The sequence below is a fragment of the Acinetobacter sp. WU_MDCI_Abxd143 genome, from assembly GCF_025514195.1.
GTDB classification, from domain to species: Bacteria; Pseudomonadota; Gammaproteobacteria; order Pseudomonadales; family Moraxellaceae; genus Acinetobacter; species Acinetobacter pittii_H.
The window spans coordinates 37,034-56,222 of record NZ_JAHPTH010000003.1; the positions used below are offsets into that span (position 1 = coordinate 37,034).

General features: G+C 39.1%; 13 protein-coding genes. 8 read left to right on the forward strand and 5 right to left on the reverse strand.

The features are described 5' to 3' along the window. Window positions 1-8: 8 nt before the first annotated feature. Together KTI79_RS08205 and entS are read left to right on the forward strand one after the other, a co-directional pair. Window positions 9-7,160, forward strand: a complete 7,152-nt coding sequence (locus tag KTI79_RS08205; RefSeq protein ID WP_086375792.1) for a non-ribosomal peptide synthetase — start codon at window positions 9-11, stop codon at window positions 7,158-7,160. Continuing rightward, window positions 7,157-8,407 carry an enterobactin transporter EntS gene (gene entS, locus KTI79_RS08210; RefSeq protein WP_032054929.1) on the forward strand — a complete coding sequence of 417 codons (1,251 nt, stop codon included), beginning with the start codon at window positions 7,157-7,159 and terminating at the stop codon, window positions 8,405-8,407. The genes KTI79_RS08205 and entS overlap by 4 nt, the downstream gene beginning before the upstream one ends. 40 nt (window positions 8,408-8,447) lie before the next feature. Here the strand turns inward: entS and KTI79_RS08215 are convergent, their stop codons facing one another. After that, entirely contained in the window at window positions 8,448-9,179 is a 732-nt protein-coding gene (locus KTI79_RS08215; protein WP_032054930.1) for a 4'-phosphopantetheinyl transferase, read from the reverse strand. A 412-nt stretch (window positions 9,180-9,591) separates the two neighbouring features. On the opposite strand from KTI79_RS08215, the gene KTI79_RS08220 reads away from it, so the two are divergent. Together KTI79_RS08220 and KTI79_RS08225 are read left to right on the forward strand one after the other, a co-directional pair. Then, window positions 9,592-9,882, forward strand: a complete 291-nt coding sequence (locus KTI79_RS08220; RefSeq protein ID WP_032054932.1) for a hypothetical protein — start codon at window positions 9,592-9,594, stop codon at window positions 9,880-9,882. Window positions 9,883-9,884: 2 nt separating this feature from the next. Continuing rightward, entirely contained in the window at window positions 9,885-11,489 is a 1,605-nt protein-coding gene (locus KTI79_RS08225; RefSeq protein WP_086375790.1) for a PepSY-associated TM helix domain-containing protein, read from the forward strand. Between the two features lie 46 nt (window positions 11,490-11,535). On the opposite strand, the gene KTI79_RS08230 is transcribed toward KTI79_RS08225, so the two are convergent. The 4 genes from KTI79_RS08230 to KTI79_RS08245 all read right to left on the reverse strand — a co-directional run bounded on the left by KTI79_RS08230 (window position 11,536) and on the right by KTI79_RS08245 (window position 14,457). Next, window positions 11,536-12,156 carry an ATP-binding cassette domain-containing protein gene (locus tag KTI79_RS08230; RefSeq protein ID WP_032054934.1) on the reverse strand — a complete coding sequence of 207 codons (621 nt, stop codon included), beginning with the start codon at window positions 12,154-12,156 and terminating at the stop codon, window positions 11,536-11,538. Between the two features lie 4 nt (window positions 12,157-12,160). Next, entirely contained in the window at window positions 12,161-12,853 is a 693-nt protein-coding gene (gene modB / locus KTI79_RS08235; protein WP_032054935.1) for a molybdate ABC transporter permease subunit, read from the reverse strand. Beyond that, window positions 12,850-13,635 (reverse strand): molybdate ABC transporter substrate-binding protein, encoded by a 786-nt coding sequence (gene modA, locus KTI79_RS08240; RefSeq protein WP_032054937.1) that lies wholly within the window; start codon window positions 13,633-13,635, stop codon window positions 12,850-12,852. The genes modB and modA overlap by 4 nt, the downstream gene beginning before the upstream one ends. Window positions 13,636-14,106: 471 nt before the next feature. Beyond that, window positions 14,107-14,457 (reverse strand): winged helix-turn-helix domain-containing protein, encoded by a 351-nt coding sequence (locus KTI79_RS08245; protein ID WP_032054938.1) that lies wholly within the window; start codon window positions 14,455-14,457, stop codon window positions 14,107-14,109. A gap of 222 nt (window positions 14,458-14,679) precedes the next feature. Here KTI79_RS08245 and antA point away from each other — a divergent pair, with 222 nt between their 5' ends. The 4 genes from antA (at window position 14,680) to KTI79_RS08265 (ending at window position 19,137) form a co-directional block, all read left to right on the forward strand. Further along, window positions 14,680-16,095 (forward strand): anthranilate 1,2-dioxygenase large subunit, encoded by a 1,416-nt coding sequence (gene antA / locus KTI79_RS08250; protein WP_017481160.1) that lies wholly within the window; start codon window positions 14,680-14,682, stop codon window positions 16,093-16,095. Between the two features lie 2 nt (window positions 16,096-16,097). Continuing rightward, complete coding sequence (gene antB / locus KTI79_RS08255) at window positions 16,098-16,589, forward strand: anthranilate 1,2-dioxygenase small subunit (protein ID WP_032054939.1); 492 nt, start codon at window positions 16,098-16,100, stop codon at window positions 16,587-16,589. 5 nt (window positions 16,590-16,594) lie between these two features. After that, window positions 16,595-17,629 (forward strand): anthranilate 1,2-dioxygenase electron transfer component AntC, encoded by a 1,035-nt coding sequence (gene antC, locus KTI79_RS08260; RefSeq protein WP_079284323.1) that lies wholly within the window; start codon window positions 16,595-16,597, stop codon window positions 17,627-17,629. A 449-nt stretch (window positions 17,630-18,078) separates the two neighbouring features. Continuing rightward, window positions 18,079-19,137: an AraC family transcriptional regulator gene (locus tag KTI79_RS08265; protein WP_032054941.1), complete on the forward strand. Its 1,059-nt coding sequence runs from the start codon at window positions 18,079-18,081 to the stop codon at window positions 19,135-19,137. Window positions 19,138-19,189: the final 52 nt, after the last annotated feature.

The following is a 19,189-nucleotide window of genomic DNA, read 5'->3' on the forward strand; positions in this document are numbered from 1 at the left end:
GTATTGTCATGAATCAGGCATTAAATAATGAATTTACTCCGGACCTTTCTCAACCCGCTCGTTTTGCATTGGCCTCTACTCAGCTCGGTATTTTTCTTGCCGATCATTTAAGTTCAATTGAAGATTTATATACCATTGCGCATTGTTTGGAACTACCAAAAACTGTCGATATCCCAACGTTTAAAAAAGCAATTCAAATCGGCTTAAATGAAGCTGATACGGTCATTGCTTCATATTCATCTGAAGCGTCTCAACCATTTATTGAACTCAATAATCAAATTCAGTTTCAAATCGAAGAATTTGATTTTTGTCATTTAACGCCTAAAAAAGCTCAACAACGCTTATGGGACTGGATGCCATCAGACCGTCAATGTGCTAAATCACTTAAAGCTGGTGAATCTCAACTGTTTCGTCAGGTGCTATTTACGACGCATGATAAAGTGTATTGGTATCAACGTTATCACCACATCATGCTTGATGGGTTTAGCATGATTAACTTAACCAAACGTATTGTTGAGCTATATCAACAATTACAAGAAGGAAAAGAACTTTCAGTTTCTCCGTTCATTGGCGTCAATGATGTTATTTCGGAACGTCAAGCATATGAAAATAGCCATCAATTTAAAGTAGACCAAGCTTTTTGGAAAACTTACTGTGAAGATTTACCAAGTCCAGTTAGTTTAAGTACTCATCATTTAGCGGCAAAAACTACAGCAACATTTGTTAAGCATCAGCTGCGTTTTTCGCAAGGAATTTTAGAGCAAATTCAAGCTTTAGCTGTGCAATCCAAGCTAGCTTTAAATGACATGATGATGTCATTGTCATTACATTATATTTACAAAATGACCGATAAAGCCGAGTTGGTTAACGGTATTCCATTTATGCGCCGTTTAGGTTCAAAAGCGATTCGCTCAACCTTACCTACGGTAAATGTTCTACCTGTGAAGTTTAAAGTTGCTGAAAAAGACAGTTGGGTGAGCTTAGCTCAACATGTACAAAAGCAATTACGAGAAATTCGTCTGCATCAGAAATACGATGCAGAACAAATTTTAAGAGATTTAAATAGTATCGATATTCATGAACGAATGTACGGTCCTATTTTAAATTATAAAGCTTTTGATCAAGACTTGGTTGTAGATGGTGAAAAGGTCAAAACACACCATATTTCTACAGGACCAATTGATGATTTTGAGTTTTCCTTTATTGTTCAAGATCATGAACTCATTATCGAACTACGTGCAGATTCGCAGCGTTATACACAAGATGAGCTATTTAACCACGGTCAACGCCTAACATTATTGCTCGAACAAGCCTTGATTCGTCCAGAACAGCCATGTAGCAATTTTAATATTACAACACCACAAGAGCTTGCTGCCCTAACCCAAAGTGGTATTGGTCCGCGTGTTAGTCACCCTAAACAATATAATAATGTTTTAGATATTTTTTATGAGCAAGTGAAAAAATATCCTGAACGTACCGCCATCGTGAGTGGTGAACGTCCAAACCTTCAGCATCTTAGTTTTGCTGAGCTTGCGGTACAAGTGAATCAACTGACTCGTTTTTTACAAGAAAATGGAGCCAAAAAGCAAACGGTCATTGCTGGAGCTATTCCTCGTTCAATTGACTCAGTTGTGGTGATGTTATCTGTACTCAATTCTGGTGCGAGTTTCTTACCTCTCGATTTAGATTATCCAATCGATCGTATGCAAATGATGTGTGAAGATGCAAATCCATTATTTGTATTAACGACACAAGCTCTTGCACAGCAACTACCACAAAATATTCAGCAGTTATATCTTGATCATGAAGATGTTCAAACGCAAATTCGAAAACAAGATGCGAGTGATATTCCTGCCGAAAATCGTAAATTTGATTTCCAAGATGTTGCTTATGTCATTTTTACCTCAGGTAGTACTGGCCGCCCTAAGGGGGTAATGAACACACATGGTTCTTTACTCAACCTCATTTTGTCACATAAACCAACCATTTACTGGCCCGTATTAGAAGCGGTAAATGAGCGTTTTCCTGACCGTCCGTTACGTGCAGCGCATACCCACTCTTTCTCATTTGACTCATCTTGGTTGCAAGTTTTCTGGATGTTATGGGGCCAAGAGCTACATATTTTTGATGAAAACATGCGTCGTGATGCATTTGGTTTAGTGCAAGAAATTCAGCAACGACAAATCGACACACTTGATTTACCACCATCTTTTTGTGCGCAAATGATGACGAATGGTTTATTTGCTGAAAATCAGCATCATCCAAGTCTTATTTTGATTGGTGGTGAAGCTGCACCATTGGCTTTATGGCAACAACTCAATGCTCAGCCAGCGCTTTTTGCTCATAACTTATATGGCCCAACCGAATATACGGTTGATACTTTCCGAGCAGAATTAAAACAGACAGCTCGCCCTGTCATTGGTAACCCTATTGGTAATACACAGGCCTATGTACTAGATCGTCATTTACAACGATGCCCAACTGGCGTCATTGGTGAGCTTTATATTTCTGGCTTTGGTATTGCCAATGGTTATTTAGGCCGAGCTGACTTAAGTGCTACCCGCTTTGTAGCGAATCCATTTGAACATGGACAGCGTATGTACCGTACGGGTGATTTAGTCCGCTGGAATAGTGCGGGTAAACTGGAGTTTATGGGCCGCTGTGATGACCAGATTAAAATTCGTGGTTATCGAGTTGAGATTGGTGAAGTTGAAAATGCGCTTTCGATTTTAGCCAATGTTGAAAGCGCAGTAGTCATTGCAGAACCGATTAATAACAGTCATCGTTTACTCGGTTATTGTGTGGTCAAAGACATTGAACTTGATGAAAAAACCAGTGAGCAATTAAGTCAGCAATATCTAAGTCAGTTACGTCAAAACTTACCTGAATATATGGTGCCTTCTGCCCTAACGGTTATGTCCGAATTTCCACGAAATGTAAGTGGCAAAGTCGATAAAAAAGCACTGCCAAAGCCTCAAATTCGTACCCATAGCCGAATGGCCGAAACGCCTGAACAACAGCTTTTATGTCAAATTACTGCATCTGTTCTTAAGCTTGACGCCATTGGGATTGATGATGACTTCTTTATGACAGGTGGCGATAGTATTTCGGCCATTATGCTTTGTACTCAACTACGCCAACGTGGTTACGGCTTAAGACCAAGTGATGTATTCCAATTTAAAACAGTGGCCGCTATAGCGCCGCAACTCACCCGTTTAGATGAACAACAAGCCGCAGTTTCAAAACCTTTATTTTCAGCAGAGCTAGAACAAAAGGTACAAGAAAAATATGGAAAAAACAGTACGATTTTACCTTTACTTCCTTTGCAAAAAGGCATGCTGTTCTTATCTCAAATAGAAAATCAATCGAACTATAATGCCTTTACTCGTCTTAGTTTAAATGGAGACATTGATCCGGTACGTTTACAGCAAGCGTTGATTACCGTATTAAAACGACACCCTCAATTAGGTGGGCATTTTGATAGTGAATTAGCTGAAGAACCTGTTTTTATCTATTCATTACATCCTACTCAAGCTTGGCCAGTTCAGTTTTGCTCAGTCACTCCCGATCTACTTGAGCAAACCATTCAAGAAGCATTGCAGCAACCGATTCACCTCGACCAACCCTATGGCTTAATTCGGGCAACCTTAATTCAATATGCTCCAGAACAGTCAGAATTATTGATTATGGTGCATCATCTGTTAACAGATGGTTGGTCAACTCCGCTGTTTTTACAAGATTTTATTAAAGCCTATCAGCAAACTAATCAACAATTGCCAGTGCTTGAATATAGTTATGAAACAGTGATTAAAGCTTTATCTGGACGTGACCATGAAACATCAAAAGTAATATGGCAACGTGATTTAGCAGATTTACAGCCACTTATTTTATTTAATCAAGCACAACAAGCCGTGCAGGAAACTTCATATCGTTTAAGTGCTGAGTTGGGCGCGAAACTTCAACACAAATTACGCCAGCAAGGCATCACGCTCAATGTCTTTATGCAAATGATTTGGGCAATGACTTTAAATATTTATGCTCACCGTGAAGATATTGTGTTTGGTACACCTGTTTCTGGGCGTTCGGCACCTATCAATGGTTTAGAGCAACAGATTGGATTGTTTTTAAATACGATTCCGGTGCGTGTAAAGCTCAACATACAGCAAACACTTTGGGAACAATTGACTCAGTTACAGCAATTGCATGTTGAACATTTAGAGCATGATGGTTTGGGTCTGGGTGCAATTCAGCAATTAGTGGGACAAGGCAATCTTTTCGATAGTTTGTTAGTCGTAGAAAACTACCCTGATAACCAGTATTTACAGCAAAAACTTGGTGATGCTGCGATTTCAAAACTCACAAATCGTGGTTATAGCCATTACCCGCTTGCTTTGTTAGTTATTCCTGATCATCAAATTGAGCTATTACTTGAGCAGCGTGGTGTAATTGATCAGCCTGAACACTTCCTTGAGCGAATGGTTCAATTGATTGAAATTGCATTAAATGAACCAGAGACTTCTCTAGCTCACTATCGCTTACAGCTGGCTGAAGAGCGCGATTTAATCCAGAAAACAAATCAAACCCAATACTATGTTCGTCAGAGCACGTTACAGCAATTACTCAGAGAACAAGCTCGAATTACGCCTGAACAAACGGCATTATCAGATGAAAATCATCAGCTCAGTTTCAGTGAAGTGCGTTTGCAAGTTTGTGCTTTAGCACAGCAATTGCAAAGAGCGGGCGTACAGGCTGGAGATATTGTTGCTGTTGCCTTGCCAAGATCAGTCAAACTGAGTATTGCGATTTTAGCAGTAATTGAAGTAGGTGCAGCTTATTTACCTATTGATTTACAACATCCGTCTGAACGCATCAAATTTATGTTGCAGGATGCCAAATCTAAACTTGTGATTGGTGAACAAAAAGATCTAGCTGCTATTGCCCATCCATCAATAGCTACCTTTGCTTTTAATGAATTGTTTGATGAAACAAAGGTGGATTTAAGTAGCTATAAAACGACAGTTATTACCCCACAGCATCCGGCCTATTTAATCTATACATCAGGTACAACAGGCCAGCCAAAAGGTGTCATGGTTTCTCAACAAGCCATTGTGAACCGTATTTTATGGATGCAATCAGAATATCCACTCTCAGCCAACGATACGATTTTGCAAAAAACACCATGTACTTTCGATGTTTCAGTATGGGAGTTTTTCTGGTCATATTTAGTAGGTGCACGATTAGTTATGGCACCTGTAGATGCACACCGTGATCCATTGGCATTATTAAGCCTCATTCAAAAATATCAGGTAACAACATTACATTTTGTACCTTCAATGTTGGCTGTTTTTGAAAATGCTGCTACCGAAATTTTGTCATCTGCTCAGCGTCAAAGTTTACCAATCCGCCGAGTGTTCTGTAGTGGTGAGGCATTACCAACAGCTTTAGCAAAATCATTTACCGAGCACTTTAGTTGTGAGCTACATAACTTATATGGCCCAACAGAAGCGGCAGTAGATGTGAGTTATATGGATGCAACACTGGGATTACATCCTGAAGAAAGTAGCGTCGCAATTGGTTATCCAGTCTGGAATACCCAGCTTTATATTTTAGATCAATACTTACGCCCTGTTCCTTTTGGAGTGGACGGTGAGCTTTATTTAGCAGGTCATCAATTGGCAATAGGTTATTTGCATCGACCGGACTTAACAGCATCACGTTTTGTGGCAAATCCATTCGCAGCAGGTCAACGCATGTATCGCACTGGTGATATTGCTCGATGGCATGCAGACGGCAGTATTCAATATGTGGGCCGTGCTGATGATCAGCTAAAAATACGTGGGCAACGTATTGAACTGGGTGAAATTGAACAGCAATTACGCTTAATCAGCGGTCTTGATGTGGTTGTACATCCTATTTCTTCTGAACAAAATAAAGCTGATGTTCAGTTGGTTGCTTACTTGCAAACAACAGCGCCTGTAAACGTCGACCAGTTAAAGAAACAATTGGCAAAACAGCTTCCTGCATATATGGTGCCGACCCACTATGTATTAATTGAGAAATTCCCATTAAGTCATAATGGTAAGCTGGACCGTAAAGCACTGCCGCAACCACAACTTACTTCTTCAAATATAGAAAAACAGTACGCCACCACTGCTTTTGAACATGAACTGACACGCATTTTCCAGCAAGTTTTAAACACCAATCAAAATATTGGTGTTAACGAAGATTTCTTTGCGATTGGTGGACATTCCATTTTGGTGATGAAGCTTGCAATTGAAATCCGAAAGGTATTCAAGCGGACCATTCCAATTGGCCAGTTGATGAGTCATGTCACGATTCAACGTTTAGCAGCTTTACTTCTTACACAAGAACGTTTGGCAGAAGTTGAACAAACTGGCATGCAACCTATTTTGCCAATCCGCTCCGGCTCTGGGCATCCATTGTTCTGTTTCTACCCAGGTTCTGGTTCAGCATGGCAATATACGGTGCTGAATCGTTATTTACATTCTGACTTACCAATTATTGGATTACAGTCATCTCGACCAGATGGCTTATTGGCAAATAGTACTGATATGGACGAATTGGTTGAAAAACAACTTGAGATTATTCGCAAGCAACAACCAACAGGACCTTATACGTTACTAGGTTATTCACTTGGCGGCACTGTGGCCTATGCAGTTGCAGCGAAGCTCACTGAACAAGGTGAAAAAGTTGATTATCTCGGCTTATTAGACACTTACCCTGCTGAAATTCATCAGTGGTTAGATTTGTCGGTAGAGGAAATGAATGCTGAAGCTGAACAAGAGCAACTTCAATTCTTCAATGATATTTTAGCCGATGCAGATACGGCATTAAATGAAGAAACCCGTCGTTTACAAGAGGATATTTTTGCAAACTATCGCGATGCCATCCGTTTATTAAAACCATATAAGATGCCGCACTTTGATGGTGAACTACACTTAGTTGTCGCTGAAAAAGACTTGCTGCCGTATATCCAACCAGAACAACAATGGTCACCTTTAGTTAAAAAACTCAATATTGTTCGACTAAGCGAAGCTGACCATACCGATATATTGTCTCCAGAGCAGCTTGAAATACTTGGCCCGATTTTAAACCGCATGATTTGTCAAGCGCGCGGTTTAGAGGAGCACACGCCATGAGTTTCAAATCTTTATTGACCGATTTTAGTCTTTTAAAACGTAATGCCCATTTCAGACATGTATTTATTGCCCGCACATTGTCATTGTTAACGATTGGCATGTTGGTCGTGGCTATTCCAAAACAAGTCTATGACATTACGGGGAACTCGCTTAACGTTGCTGTCGCAATGGCTTTTGAAGGCATTGCGATGTTTATTGGCTTGCTACTGGGTGGTTTGTTGTCAGATCGCAAAGATCGAAAATGGCTAATTTTATTGGCACGTGGTGTATGTGGCTTAGGCTTTGCTGGCCTCGCGATTAATGCCATGTTTGAGCATCCTTCGCTTTATGCCATTTACTTTCTTTCAGCATGGGATGGTTTCTTTGGTGCACTCGGTGTAACGGCAATGATGGCGATCATGCCTGTAATTGTAGGGCGGGAAAATATTGTACAAGCCCGTGCAATCAGTATGGTATCCGTACGTCTTGCAACCGTTATTTCACCTGCAATCGGCGGTATATTAATTGCTGCTAGTGGTGTTGCGACCGTGTATTGGGTCTCAACGGTGGGTACTTTACTGACTGTATTTTTATTGATGGGACTACCTGCGCTTAAACCGCAACATGTATCAAATGGCGAAAGTCCTCTTCATCAATTAGTCCAAGGCTTTAAATTCGTCTTTAAAAATAAAGTGGTCGGCAGCACGATTTTAATAGGCACATTGCTTAGTTTTAGCAGTGCTATTCGAATCATTTTTCCGCAAATGGCAGATGAAATTTTTCACGGTGGTGCATTCGAACTCGGGCTTATGTATACGGCAGTACCTTTAGGCTCGACTTTAGGTGCTTTACTCAGTGGCTGGACAACACGTTTACTCAGACCCGGCTTGGTCATGCTCTATACGTGTTTAGGGGTTTTTAGTTGCATGATTATGATTGGGCTTTCACCTTGGCTCATTGTGACTTTACCCATTTTATGTGTTTTCGGATATTTGATGTCGATTGCCAACTTGCTTCAATACAGCATTGTGCAAGGACATACACCTGACGAATATCTAGGGCGTATTAACGCAATTTGGCTCGCACAAGATGCGTTAGGCGACTCGATTGCCACTACAACTTTGGGTCTCTTAACTCGGTTTTTACCAATATCAGGAAGTATCCTCTTCTTTGGCATACTAAGTTTTGCAGTAGGATTTATGTTCCTATTCAACTCTCAAGATATGCGTGAAACAGGATTCCAAGATCCTAAGTTACAAGAAAATTAAACCCTAAATAAAAGAAGGCAATTCGTTGCCTTCTTTTATTTTAAGCAAAATTTCGTGACTGAAAAACCCAAGTCATAATATGGTCTTGCTCTATGGTCCAGCCACCGTCATAGCGTTCTAAGAGTTGATAGCGCTGTTGAATTTCCAGCAAAAAATTTAGCGTTAATGTTTGATTTTCAAAATTAATATCGACTATAGATGCTTCCAAGAAATCAATATATTGCTTTGCAGTGGGATAAACCGCTTTATATAGGCTTTCTTTTACAGAGAAAATTAAACTCACATAACGGGCAAAATCAAAAAATTCTGCCGCTTTACTTTTCCATAAATCAAACTCAGATGGCGTTAAAATAAGATGTGCACTCTCTTGAGCAAATTCTGAGGTCACCCAGTGCTCAATATCAATTCCCAAATAAACCGCATTGTTAGATAGCGCAACAATTAACTTATTTTGTGAATGACTAATGCTCCCCAAAACATGAGTTGGCCAGATGGGCAAATGTTCGTGCATAGAGGTTATGGGCTGATCTAAACCGAAATGATGATTTAAAACTGCCTGAGCTAAGACCCTGCCACATAAGTACTCATTTTTACGTTCGACACGCGCTTGAGCAATTTTTAGCGGATGCTCTAATCGTTGGTCTATATACAAATACATTGTTTGCGATAAATCTAGCCCATAACAAAATAGCTCTGATGTAAAAAAAATAGGGTTCGAAATTTCATAAATTGATTTGCTGAGTTGTTCAGGAATGTAGAGATAATTGCTCACGTATTCGACTTCAAAATAAATATTTTTAATGAGTTATCTCCTATCTTAACTTACTTACTGCAAATCTATAAATAATTATATTTATCATTTGATAATAATTATTATTTACTTATACTGTTGGGTAAATTTTGACTTTAATTTACTTATAAACATCGATTATGAAACTTATAGGACTTTTTTTGACCCTGTTGGGAGCGGTCAGTATTTATTGTAGTCATAGCAACCAAAATCTGTTGTCTCAACATCTTCCTACTTTCTTTAGGTATTTGGGTCTAGTGCTATTAGGTATTGGATTCATTGCACTTTTTGCAAGCTTACCAAAAGTGGTTGCCACTTTTTGCTGGTTCATGCTCATCATTTTTGCGTGGTCGTTTCTTCCTTTTATGGCGCTTTTTAAACGGAAACTGGTTTCATGAAAGCTAAAATTCAGTCTCCGATCCAGCCAGACTGGTGGAGTAAAACTTTTGCTGGTGGTGTTTTAGGTCTAAGTCTTTCTATAGCTATTGGTAATTTGATTGTTTTATTAGGCCAACCTTATGTTGCCATGGATTTATTGGTGCAAGTGGGAATGTGGTGTGTTCCTTGGGTTTGGATGCCTATTATGTTTGGCAGTTATTTTTTTACGACTGGACGAAAAGCGCTTATCTATTTATTCATTGCTAATGCCCTAGCGTATAGCTGTATTTTTGTCTTACGGGGTTAAACATGAAAGTACGTTCAGACATCATGAAATTAGCAAAAAGCATGCATACTTGGGTGGGTGTATGTGCAGGGATTTTGCTTTTTATCTGTTTCTTTGCTGGTGGGCTCAGCATGTTTCAGCACCATATTAGTAAGTGGGCTACACCAACACAGCAAGTTTTACCGAAAGTCTCACCCGATCAATATAATGAGCTTATTCAAAAAGTTCAGGCTGCCTATCCTGCTGCACAAAAGAACTTCACACTAAATTTATCGTCGAATGAGTTTCACTATGCACCCATTACTTGGAGTGAACATGAACGTGGAGATGGCTTTAATGCTGCTCAGTCTACGTGGATGGCAAGCTTAGATAACAACGGCGAGTTAATTGTTGCTCAAGAAAACTTATCTAAAGCTGGCTGGCTAATCGAACAGTTACATGAAACAGCAGGCATACCGGGCATGGCAGGCCATCACGGACTAGGCCTGTATGTGATGGGTGTAGTTTCTATTTTATATTTTCTTGCTCTGCTTTCAGGGGTAATCATTCTGTTACCAACCTTAGTAAAGGATTACTTTGTCATTCGCCCTGGCAAAAATAAAAAGCGATTTTGGCTAGATGCACATAATGTAATTGGGATTACCAGCTTACCGTTCCACATCATTATTAGTATTAGCGTTATTGTCTTTGCTTTTCATGACTTTTTTTATGATGCGATTGGACAATTTGCACTCAAAGGACAACCTGTTTTTCAGCGTTCCCCCCCAGTCCTTATTCAGCCTAAACAAACACAAATCGATATGCAGCAAATATTAACCCAAGCTAAAAAAGTAGCGCCTGAATATTCAGTTGACTATATCCAGTTCAGTGGCCTAGATAAACCTGAAAAAGCCAATGCACGGATTGCTCTCTATAGTTCAGATCAGATGTTGCGCGGTGCGAATCATGACTTTATGCGTATGAACCCATATGCAGTTGAGCACTTTAATCATAAAGGTATTAACACACAGACTGATGCTGGGAATAAGTTAATCAACGCCATGTTTAGTCTACATTTTGGAAGTTTTGGTGGTACGGGCGTACGCTGGATTTATTTTGTTTTAGGTGTTGGTGGTGCTTTCTTATTTTATACAGGTAACATCCTTTGGGTTGAAACTCGTGCACGTAAACAAAAGCGTGCTGAAGACCCTGTTCCTGTTCAACGTAAAGATGTGGTGTTCCTTGCGAACTTAACGATAGGTGCATGTTTAGGGTGTGTTTTAGCTGTCGTAGGTACAATGTTGGCCAGTCGTTGGCTTTTCGCTGCACTCAACATTGAAAGCATGAACCATCTCTTTATGTATGGTTATTATGCGATTTTCCTACTGACTTTGATTTACACCTTTGTAATTGGCTATGCAAAAGCTTTACCAAAACTGCTGTTAACCTTGGTTTTGGTGTTATTTGCAATTCCACTTACATCCCTTTTAGCTTACTTCATTCCTCAAAGTGGCTTATGGATACATGGCGGAGAAATCTTAGTGGTTGATTTCTTAGCTATCATTTTTGCTTTCGCTTTCTGGCGTTTTTATCAACAAGCCCAAGATCGCCGAAAATCTGCCCCAACGGGTAGTTTATGGGCTAACTAACAACCATAAATCGACAAGACTGAAATAATGTGTGAAAAATGAAAAATTATAAAACCCACATTGTTTCGGTCAGTTGTTTAATCTCTTGAATATCATGACTTACATAAATCATCGGAATTTTTATTACCTCTTTTACTTTCTGAAAAAAAGGAATAATTTCAGCTTTATGATTTGCATCCAGTGCTGATAACGGCTCATCAAGCAGTAACAGTTTAGGTGAATATAACAATGCTCGACCCAGTGCCACGCGCTGTTTTTCCCCTCCTGATAGTTTGATGGGCATACGTTCTAATAAGTGCCCTAACTTTAATAATTCAATAATGTAATCTGCTTCAAAGTGACGTTCTTGTTGGGAAAGATGCTTAAGACCAAATAATAAGTTTTGCTTTACCGTTTTATGCGGAAAAAGCTGAGCATCTTGAAAGACTAATCCAACATGCCGCTTTTGCGTGCTCAAGTTAATGTTTTGATCTGAATCAAACCACGTTTGATCCTGTATTTTAATGAGTCCACTATGCGGAGTGTTCAGCCCTGCAATGGCATGTAAAATTGATGTTTTACCTGACCCAGAGGCACCAAATAGCCCAATAACAGAAGCATCTGACTGGAAATTAGGTTCAATATGAAATTGACCCATTTGTAGCTGAAAACGGCAATCAATCAACATAATTTTATCGCCCTAAACGCTTCTTTTGATAACGATGAAACCACTGGGCAAACCATAATGCCAGAAAAGCTACACTTAACGATAAAACAATAAGCCTTTGAATAGCGGCCTCGGTGTCGGGTTGTTGCATTAGGCTATACATGGCCAAAGGTAAAGTACGTGTTTCATTTGAAATATTCCCCACAAAGGTAATGGTCGCACCAAACTCACCTAAACTACGGCAAAAGCACAAAATAGCACCAATTAAAATACCACTGCTGGCAAGTGGCAACGTGACATGAAAAAAGGCCCCTAAAGATGAGGCACCCAATGTCTTTGCTGCCATTTCTAAACGCTGATCTACCAGTTCAATCGCTAGACGAATAGACTGAACCAATAGCGGAAAACCCATTACTGCTGATGCCAGAACGGCACCTTTCCAGTTAAATGCAAAATCAATTCCGAGCGGTGCCAAATATTGCCCAATAATGCCGCGACTGCCAAAAACTTGTAAAAGCAAATAGCCAGGAACAACTGGTGGTAATACCAAAGGTAAAAACACTAATGTTTCAATGAATGACTTACCCCAGAACTCTTTACGAGCCAAAAACCATCCCACACAAATTGCAGGAATAATGCTGACCACAAGACAACTTGCTGCAACCTTACAAGAAAGTTGCAGAACGTTGAGTTCTTCTGGGGTTAAAGAGAACATCATGGTTTTGCTGGAGCCAATACGCTAAAGCCATATTTTTTAAAGACAGCTTTGGCTTGATTGCTTTGTAAAAATTGATAGAACTTTGTTGAGCTCGGATTCTTTTTAACTATCCCTACAGGATAAATAATTGGTGAATGTGTATTTTCTGAAAATACCCCCACTACTGTTACATCTTTACTAATCGCTGCATCAGTTGCATAGACAATCCCAACCTGACATTCGCCACGTGCAACAAAATTTAATGCAGCTCGAACATCTTCTGTTTCAACTAACTTTGGCTCAATACGACTCCACCAACTTAAATTAGTAAAAGCTTGTTTAGCATATTTACCTACAGGCACACTTTTGGTATCGCCTGTACAAATCTTGCCTGTAAATACTTTATTGGGATCGGTCGTTTTATCTAATTTGATGTTTAATAACTGACCTTTTGGAATAATTAGAACCAAATGGTTAGCTAATAAATTTATACGGTCATTTGCTGCAACTCGTTTTTTATTTTGCAGATAATCCATCCACTGGGTATCTGCTGAAATAAAAATATCTGCCGGCGCACCTGCTTCAATTTGTTTCGCTAATGTCGATGAGCCTGCATATGAGGTTTTAACTTCTACTTTATTTTGTTTTTCATAAATTTTTTCTAAATCGTTAATCGCATTGGTTAAGCTCGCTGCTGCATAAATGGTAACCGATTCAGCCGTGGCTGGAACATTAAAGACCAATCCTATGCTGAGGACTGAACAGGCTAAAGCCAACTTTTTTATCTTCGTATCACTTACCATTATGTTTACCTTTTTGTCGTTTTCTGCAGCGATATATACCCAAGAATATAGCGCTACACAAACATTATGAAAAGTATAATTCGTCAAATATAGAGGATCGGAATGAAGGTAAATAGTGCAATTTGTATTTAGAACTTCATTTTGGTGCACTCATTAGTGAGTGCTAACCATTTAAGAACACTATATAAAACTTATTTTCTTTTAAACTTTAGTGAATAATTTAATTGGTTTTATGGTTATCCCTATGCCAAAAAACATATAGAGATAACCATAAAGATCAGTCGTTTATGCCAGCTACTTTTTTAGATACGCAATAAAAAACGCCTATCCCAAACCATCTTTTACGATAGTGCAGAATAGACGCCATTGTCTGTGTAACTGAAAATTGCAGCAGTGCTTTTTCAGCGTGCAATTTATATTAAGCAAAAGCTATACCATATTAAAAAATTCAGTCGCTATGAAGGTTTTTATTTAGCGTTTTAAATAGCTACTCATGATTTGATAATCATGCTCTAAGGTTTGTCGAGCATTGATTTCCATTTGGCGGTAATGCTGTAAGACTTTCTGGCCCAAAGCTGTAACGGCCGCCCCACCACCATGTGTTCCGCCCGTTTGTGTTTCCACTAAAGCTGTTTCAAAGCACTGATTCATTGTATCGACTAACTGCCATGCACGGCGGTAGCTCATATTCATAGATTTTGCAGCTTGTGAGATCGACCCCGTTCTTTCAATTGCTTCAAGTAAGTCTGCCTTACCCGGACCAAATGCAATATTTTGCTCTAAAAGAATTCTAATTTGTAATTTTAAGTTTTGTTCTTTCATAGACTTAGTTCACAAAATCTCATTTTTATGCTGCTTAACATTATAGGAAACTTTAATAGCTTAAAACATATACAAATTTAAATCTCTACTCTTTCTTCAAAAGAGTTCGATTAAAAAATCAAATCTGCACAAAGTGGATAAAGATCTGGAAAAAACGGATAGAGGCTAAGGCTTAATCGCGGTTCAATCAGTTAAAAGCTGAATGAATGGAGGATTGAGCAAATGACCTCATCTAATTTAAAACAATGGAATGATTTTATAGATGGATGTATTGACTTCCGTCCTAACGATGGCGTGTTTCGTATTGCACGTAATATGTTTACCGAGCCTGAACTATTTGACTTGGAAATGGAACTTATTTTTGAAAAGGTTTGGATTTATGCATGCCACGAAAGTGAAATTCCAAACAATCATGATTTCCTAACCGTTCAAATTGGTCGTCAACCGATTATCGTAAGCCGTGATGGAAAAGGTGAACTACATGCCATGGTCAATGCTTGTGAACACCGCGGAGCGACTTTAACACGTGTTGCTAAAGGCAACCAATCTACATTTACTTGTCCATTCCATGCTTGGTGCTATAAGTCAGATGGTCGTTTGGTGAAAGTCAAAGCACCTGGTGAATATTGTGAAGATTTTGATAAATCAAGCCGTGGTTTAAAACAAGGCCGTATTGCCAGCTATCGTGGATTTGTATTTGTAAGCCTTGATACTCAAGCAACAGATTCACTAGAAGACTTTTTAGGCGATGCAAAACTATTCCTTGATTTAATGGTTAACCAGTCGCCAACAGGTGAACTCGAAGTATTACAAGGCAAGTCATCTTATACTTTTGCAGGCAACTGGAAGCTACAAAATGAAAATGGCTTAGATGGTTACCATGTAAGTACTGTTCACTATAACTATGTCTCTACAGTTCAACACCGTCAGCAAGTTAATGCATCAAAAGGTGAAGAACTCGACACGCTCGACTATAGCAAGTTAGGTGCCGGTGACTCAGAAACTGACGATGGCTGGTTTAGTTTTAAAAATGGACATAGCGTATTGTTTAGTGACATGCCGAACCCAACAGTTCGTCCGGGTTATAGCACGGTTATGCCATATATGGTCGAAAAATATGGCGACAAATATGCTGAGTGGGCAATGCATCGTTTAAGAAATTTGAACTTGTACCCTAGCCTATTCTTTATGGACCAGATTAGTTCACAGCTCCGTATTGTTCGTCCTGTGGCATGGAATAAAACCGAAGTCATCAGCCAATGTATTGGGGTTAAAGGTGAATCTGCGGAAGCACGCCGTAACCGTATTCGCCAGTTCGAAGATTTCTTTAATGTGTCGGGTCTTGGTACGCCGGATGATCTAGTTGAATTCCGTGAGCAACAAAAAGGTTTTCAGGCACGGCTTGAACGTTGGAGCGATATTTCTCGCGGTTGTCAGTCTTGGGAATATGGCGCGACCAAAAACTCACAAGATTTAGGCATTCAACCCGTCATTACTGGCCGTGAATTTACCCATGAAGGACTCTATGTAAACCAGCATGGACATTGGCAACGTCTAATGCTCGATGGCTTAAACAAGAAAGCATTAAAAATGCAGGATATTACTTTTGAAAACAATGCTGTAATGGATGAGGTGTAACCATGTCACAAGAACTACATTTTGCTGTATCGCAGTTTTTGTACAAAAAGGCAGAGCTTTGTGATGCTTATGACTGGGATGCCTATCTAGAGCTTTACGATGAAGATAGTGAATATCATATTCCCCAGTGGATTGATGATCATAACTATGTTCAAGATCCAAACCAGGGCTTGTCTTATATCTATTATGCAGACCGTACTGGACTCGAAGACCGTGTATTCCGTATTCGTACCGGAAAAGCAGCATCTGCAACTCCATTACCCCGTACGTTACACAGCATAAATAACATTCGAGTTAAAACATTGGATGATGGATTAATTGAAGCAAAAGTTGCATGGCAAACGCTTTATAACCGTCAAGGATTAGAAGGTTGTTTTTACGGACACGCTACTTATTTTTTACGCCAAACAGCAGATGGTTTCCGCATTCGTCGTCAGCACAGCATTTTGCTGAATGACAAAATTGATTCCGTTTTAGACTTCTATCACGTTTAAGGGGAATGAAAATGGGACATTCAGTTGCACTTAACTTTGCCGATGGCAAAACCTTTTTCATTTCGGTAAATAACGACGAATTGCTGCTTGATGCAGCAGTTCGCCAAGGAATTAACCTGCCGCTAGACTGCCGTGAAGGTGTTTGTGGTACCTGTCAGGGTCAGTGTGAAACCGGGATTTATGAACAAGAATATGTTGATGAAGATGCATTAAGTGAACGTGATTTGGCCGAGCGCAAAATGTTAGCTTGCCAGACGCGTGTGAAATCAGATGCAGCTTTTTATTTCGATCATGATTCTGCTATCTGTAACGCTGGTGATACCTTAAAAATTGAAACCAAAGTCACTGCGGTTGAGCTGGTTTCTGAAACGACAGCAATCTTACATCTTGATGCAAGCAATCATGCTGAACAACTTCAGTTTTTACCGGGTCAATATGCTCGTTTGCAAATACCGGATACTGAAGACTGGCGTTCTTATTCTTTTGCAAATAGACCAAACGCAACCAATCAATTACAGTTTTTAATTCGTCTTTTGCCAGACGGTGTGATGAGCAATTACTTGCGTGATCGTTGTCAGGTCGGACAAACCCTACTCATTGAAGCACCGCTTGGTAGTTTCTATTTACGTGAAGTACAACGACCACTGGTTTTTGTAGCAGGTGGAACAGGTTTATCAGCTTTCTTGGGAATGCTAGATAACTTGGTTGATCAGCCTAACTCACCTGCTGTTCAGTTGTATTACGGCGTAAATAATGAGACTGACTTGTGTGAACAACAGCGTTTACAGGCCTATGCAGAACAGCTTCCAAACTTTAGTTATCACCCGATTGTGACTAAAGCAACTGAAGCTTGGCAAGGTAAAGCAGGTTATATTCATGAGCATTTAAATAAAGATCAACTGGCCGAGCAGGCTTTTGATATGTATTTATGTGGCCCACCACCGATGATTGAAGCGGTGAAAAATTGGTTAGATGAGCAAGCTTTGCAAAACTATCGTATTTACAGCGAGAAGTTTTTACAAAGTAATACCTCACGTTAAAAGTATAAATAATTTAAAAACTACTAAACCTGAAATGATTCAATATACTCTGCAAGGGGTATATTGAATTTTTGCACTTATATTAAAATCTATTATATATCAATAATATAAAATAATTAATTCCGACAAAATAAATTGACCAGCTTACTCGGATTTGCTATAAATTTTGATAGATCTTAAGGAATAAGATCATGATGAGATTAACTTATAGCACCTTTTATATCCCCCTATTCTATTTCTCGAATGTATTAAATTGATGGACAAAATCCGATGTAAAAGTTTGAGAAAATTATATTAATTAGCGGTTAAATTGGTCTGTATTTTGCTTATATCTCATTGTAATTTGCGAGTAACTTAAATTTTTAAGTGCCGTATTTACTTGCTGTGCAGCGAAGTTTTAAGGCTTTTGCAATACAAGTAAATACAGGAGTGAGCCAAAAGGGATATATATGAACCAAGCCAACTCCCCTGAACTCAATGGACGTCATTTTCAAAATGAGTCTATCTTTACTGATCATAATTTGGTGTTTGATCATCACGATTTAAGTGAAACTTGCCGAAATGTAGGGCAAATTTTTAAACCGCATGATCTTAAAATCTCTCATCAGAAGCGAGATTTCAGTGCAACTATGCACCATGTTAAAACAGGCGCATTGTCTATTAGCCGCTTGGAATATGGCGCAGATGTCATTATTGAACCAGATCATCTGGATAACTTTTACTTAATTCAGATTCCAACTCAGGGCTATGCAGAAATCGAGTTTGGTTCACAAAAGTTTATTTCTTATTCTCAAGTTGCATCTCTTATTTCACCTCAGCAATCTTTACGTATGCGCTGGCATGCAAACTCACCACAGCTCATTCTAAAAGTGTCAAAGGATGATTTTACGTATCATTGCCGTCAGCACATTGCCGACTCAGAAAACAACTTACTAGTTTTCGACCCCAAATTAGACTTTTCTAGACAAAGTGGAGCCTATTTTTTACAGCTCGTTAGAATCTTGATAGATGCTTTGGCATGCGAGCAACACCCGCTTCATCATCCTTTAGCCTTTAAACAATTTGAGTCAAATCTATTTAATGCACTTATTTATGGTCAACCCAATAATGCGTTACATAAAATAGATCAGCATAAAGAAAAAACAGTCTCTCCTTATTTTGTGAAGCGTACTGAAGCCTATATTAAAGAACATTTACATGAGCCACTTAATGTAGAAATTTTGGCTGAACATGCTGGCGTGAGTGTGAGAACGTTATTTACTGGCTTTAAAAATTATTTGGGGACTACCCCAATGTCTTATTTAAAAGAGTTACGTTTTGAACAGGCTCATTTAGAGCTGATGCACAATGAAAATCTATCTGTCACTGACGTTGCATTTAAATGGGGATTTACTCACTTAGGCCGTTTTTCACAAGAATATAAACGCCGTTATGGTGAATTACCTTCTTCTACCCGCCGTTCTGGTCAAAGTGAAGGTTCAGGCTTAATTACTTCAATTTTTTCTTAAAACAAATAGAGAAAAGCCTTTTATATTGATTGATATAAAAGGCTTTTTTTAT

Coding starts and splice junctions, on each gene's coding strand:
- KTI79_RS08205 (WP_086375792.1), top strand. CDS start 9: ATGAATCAGGCATTAAATAATGAATTTACTCCGGACCTTTCTCAACCC.
- KTI79_RS08245 (WP_032054938.1), bottom strand. CDS start 14,457: ATGAAAGAACAAAACTTAAAATTACAAATTAGAATTCTTTTAGAGCAA.
- KTI79_RS08225 (WP_086375790.1), top strand. CDS start 9,885: ATGAAAGTACGTTCAGACATCATGAAATTAGCAAAAAGCATGCATACT.
- KTI79_RS08265 (WP_032054941.1), top strand. CDS start 18,079: ATGAACCAAGCCAACTCCCCTGAACTCAATGGACGTCATTTTCAAAAT.
- modA (WP_032054937.1), bottom strand. CDS start 13,635: ATGGTAAGTGATACGAAGATAAAAAAGTTGGCTTTAGCCTGTTCAGTC.
- antC (WP_079284323.1), top strand. CDS start 16,595: ATGAAAATGGGACATTCAGTTGCACTTAACTTTGCCGATGGCAAAACC.
- KTI79_RS08230 (WP_032054934.1), bottom strand. CDS start 12,156: ATGTTGATTGATTGCCGTTTTCAGCTACAAATGGGTCAATTTCATATT.
- KTI79_RS08220 (WP_032054932.1), top strand. CDS start 9,592: ATGAAAGCTAAAATTCAGTCTCCGATCCAGCCAGACTGGTGGAGTAAA.
- antA (WP_017481160.1), top strand. CDS start 14,680: ATGACCTCATCTAATTTAAAACAATGGAATGATTTTATAGATGGATGT.
- antB (WP_032054939.1), top strand. CDS start 16,098: ATGTCACAAGAACTACATTTTGCTGTATCGCAGTTTTTGTACAAAAAG.
- modB (WP_032054935.1), bottom strand. CDS start 12,853: ATGATGTTCTCTTTAACCCCAGAAGAACTCAACGTTCTGCAACTTTCT.
- entS (WP_032054929.1), top strand. CDS start 7,157: ATGAGTTTCAAATCTTTATTGACCGATTTTAGTCTTTTAAAACGTAAT.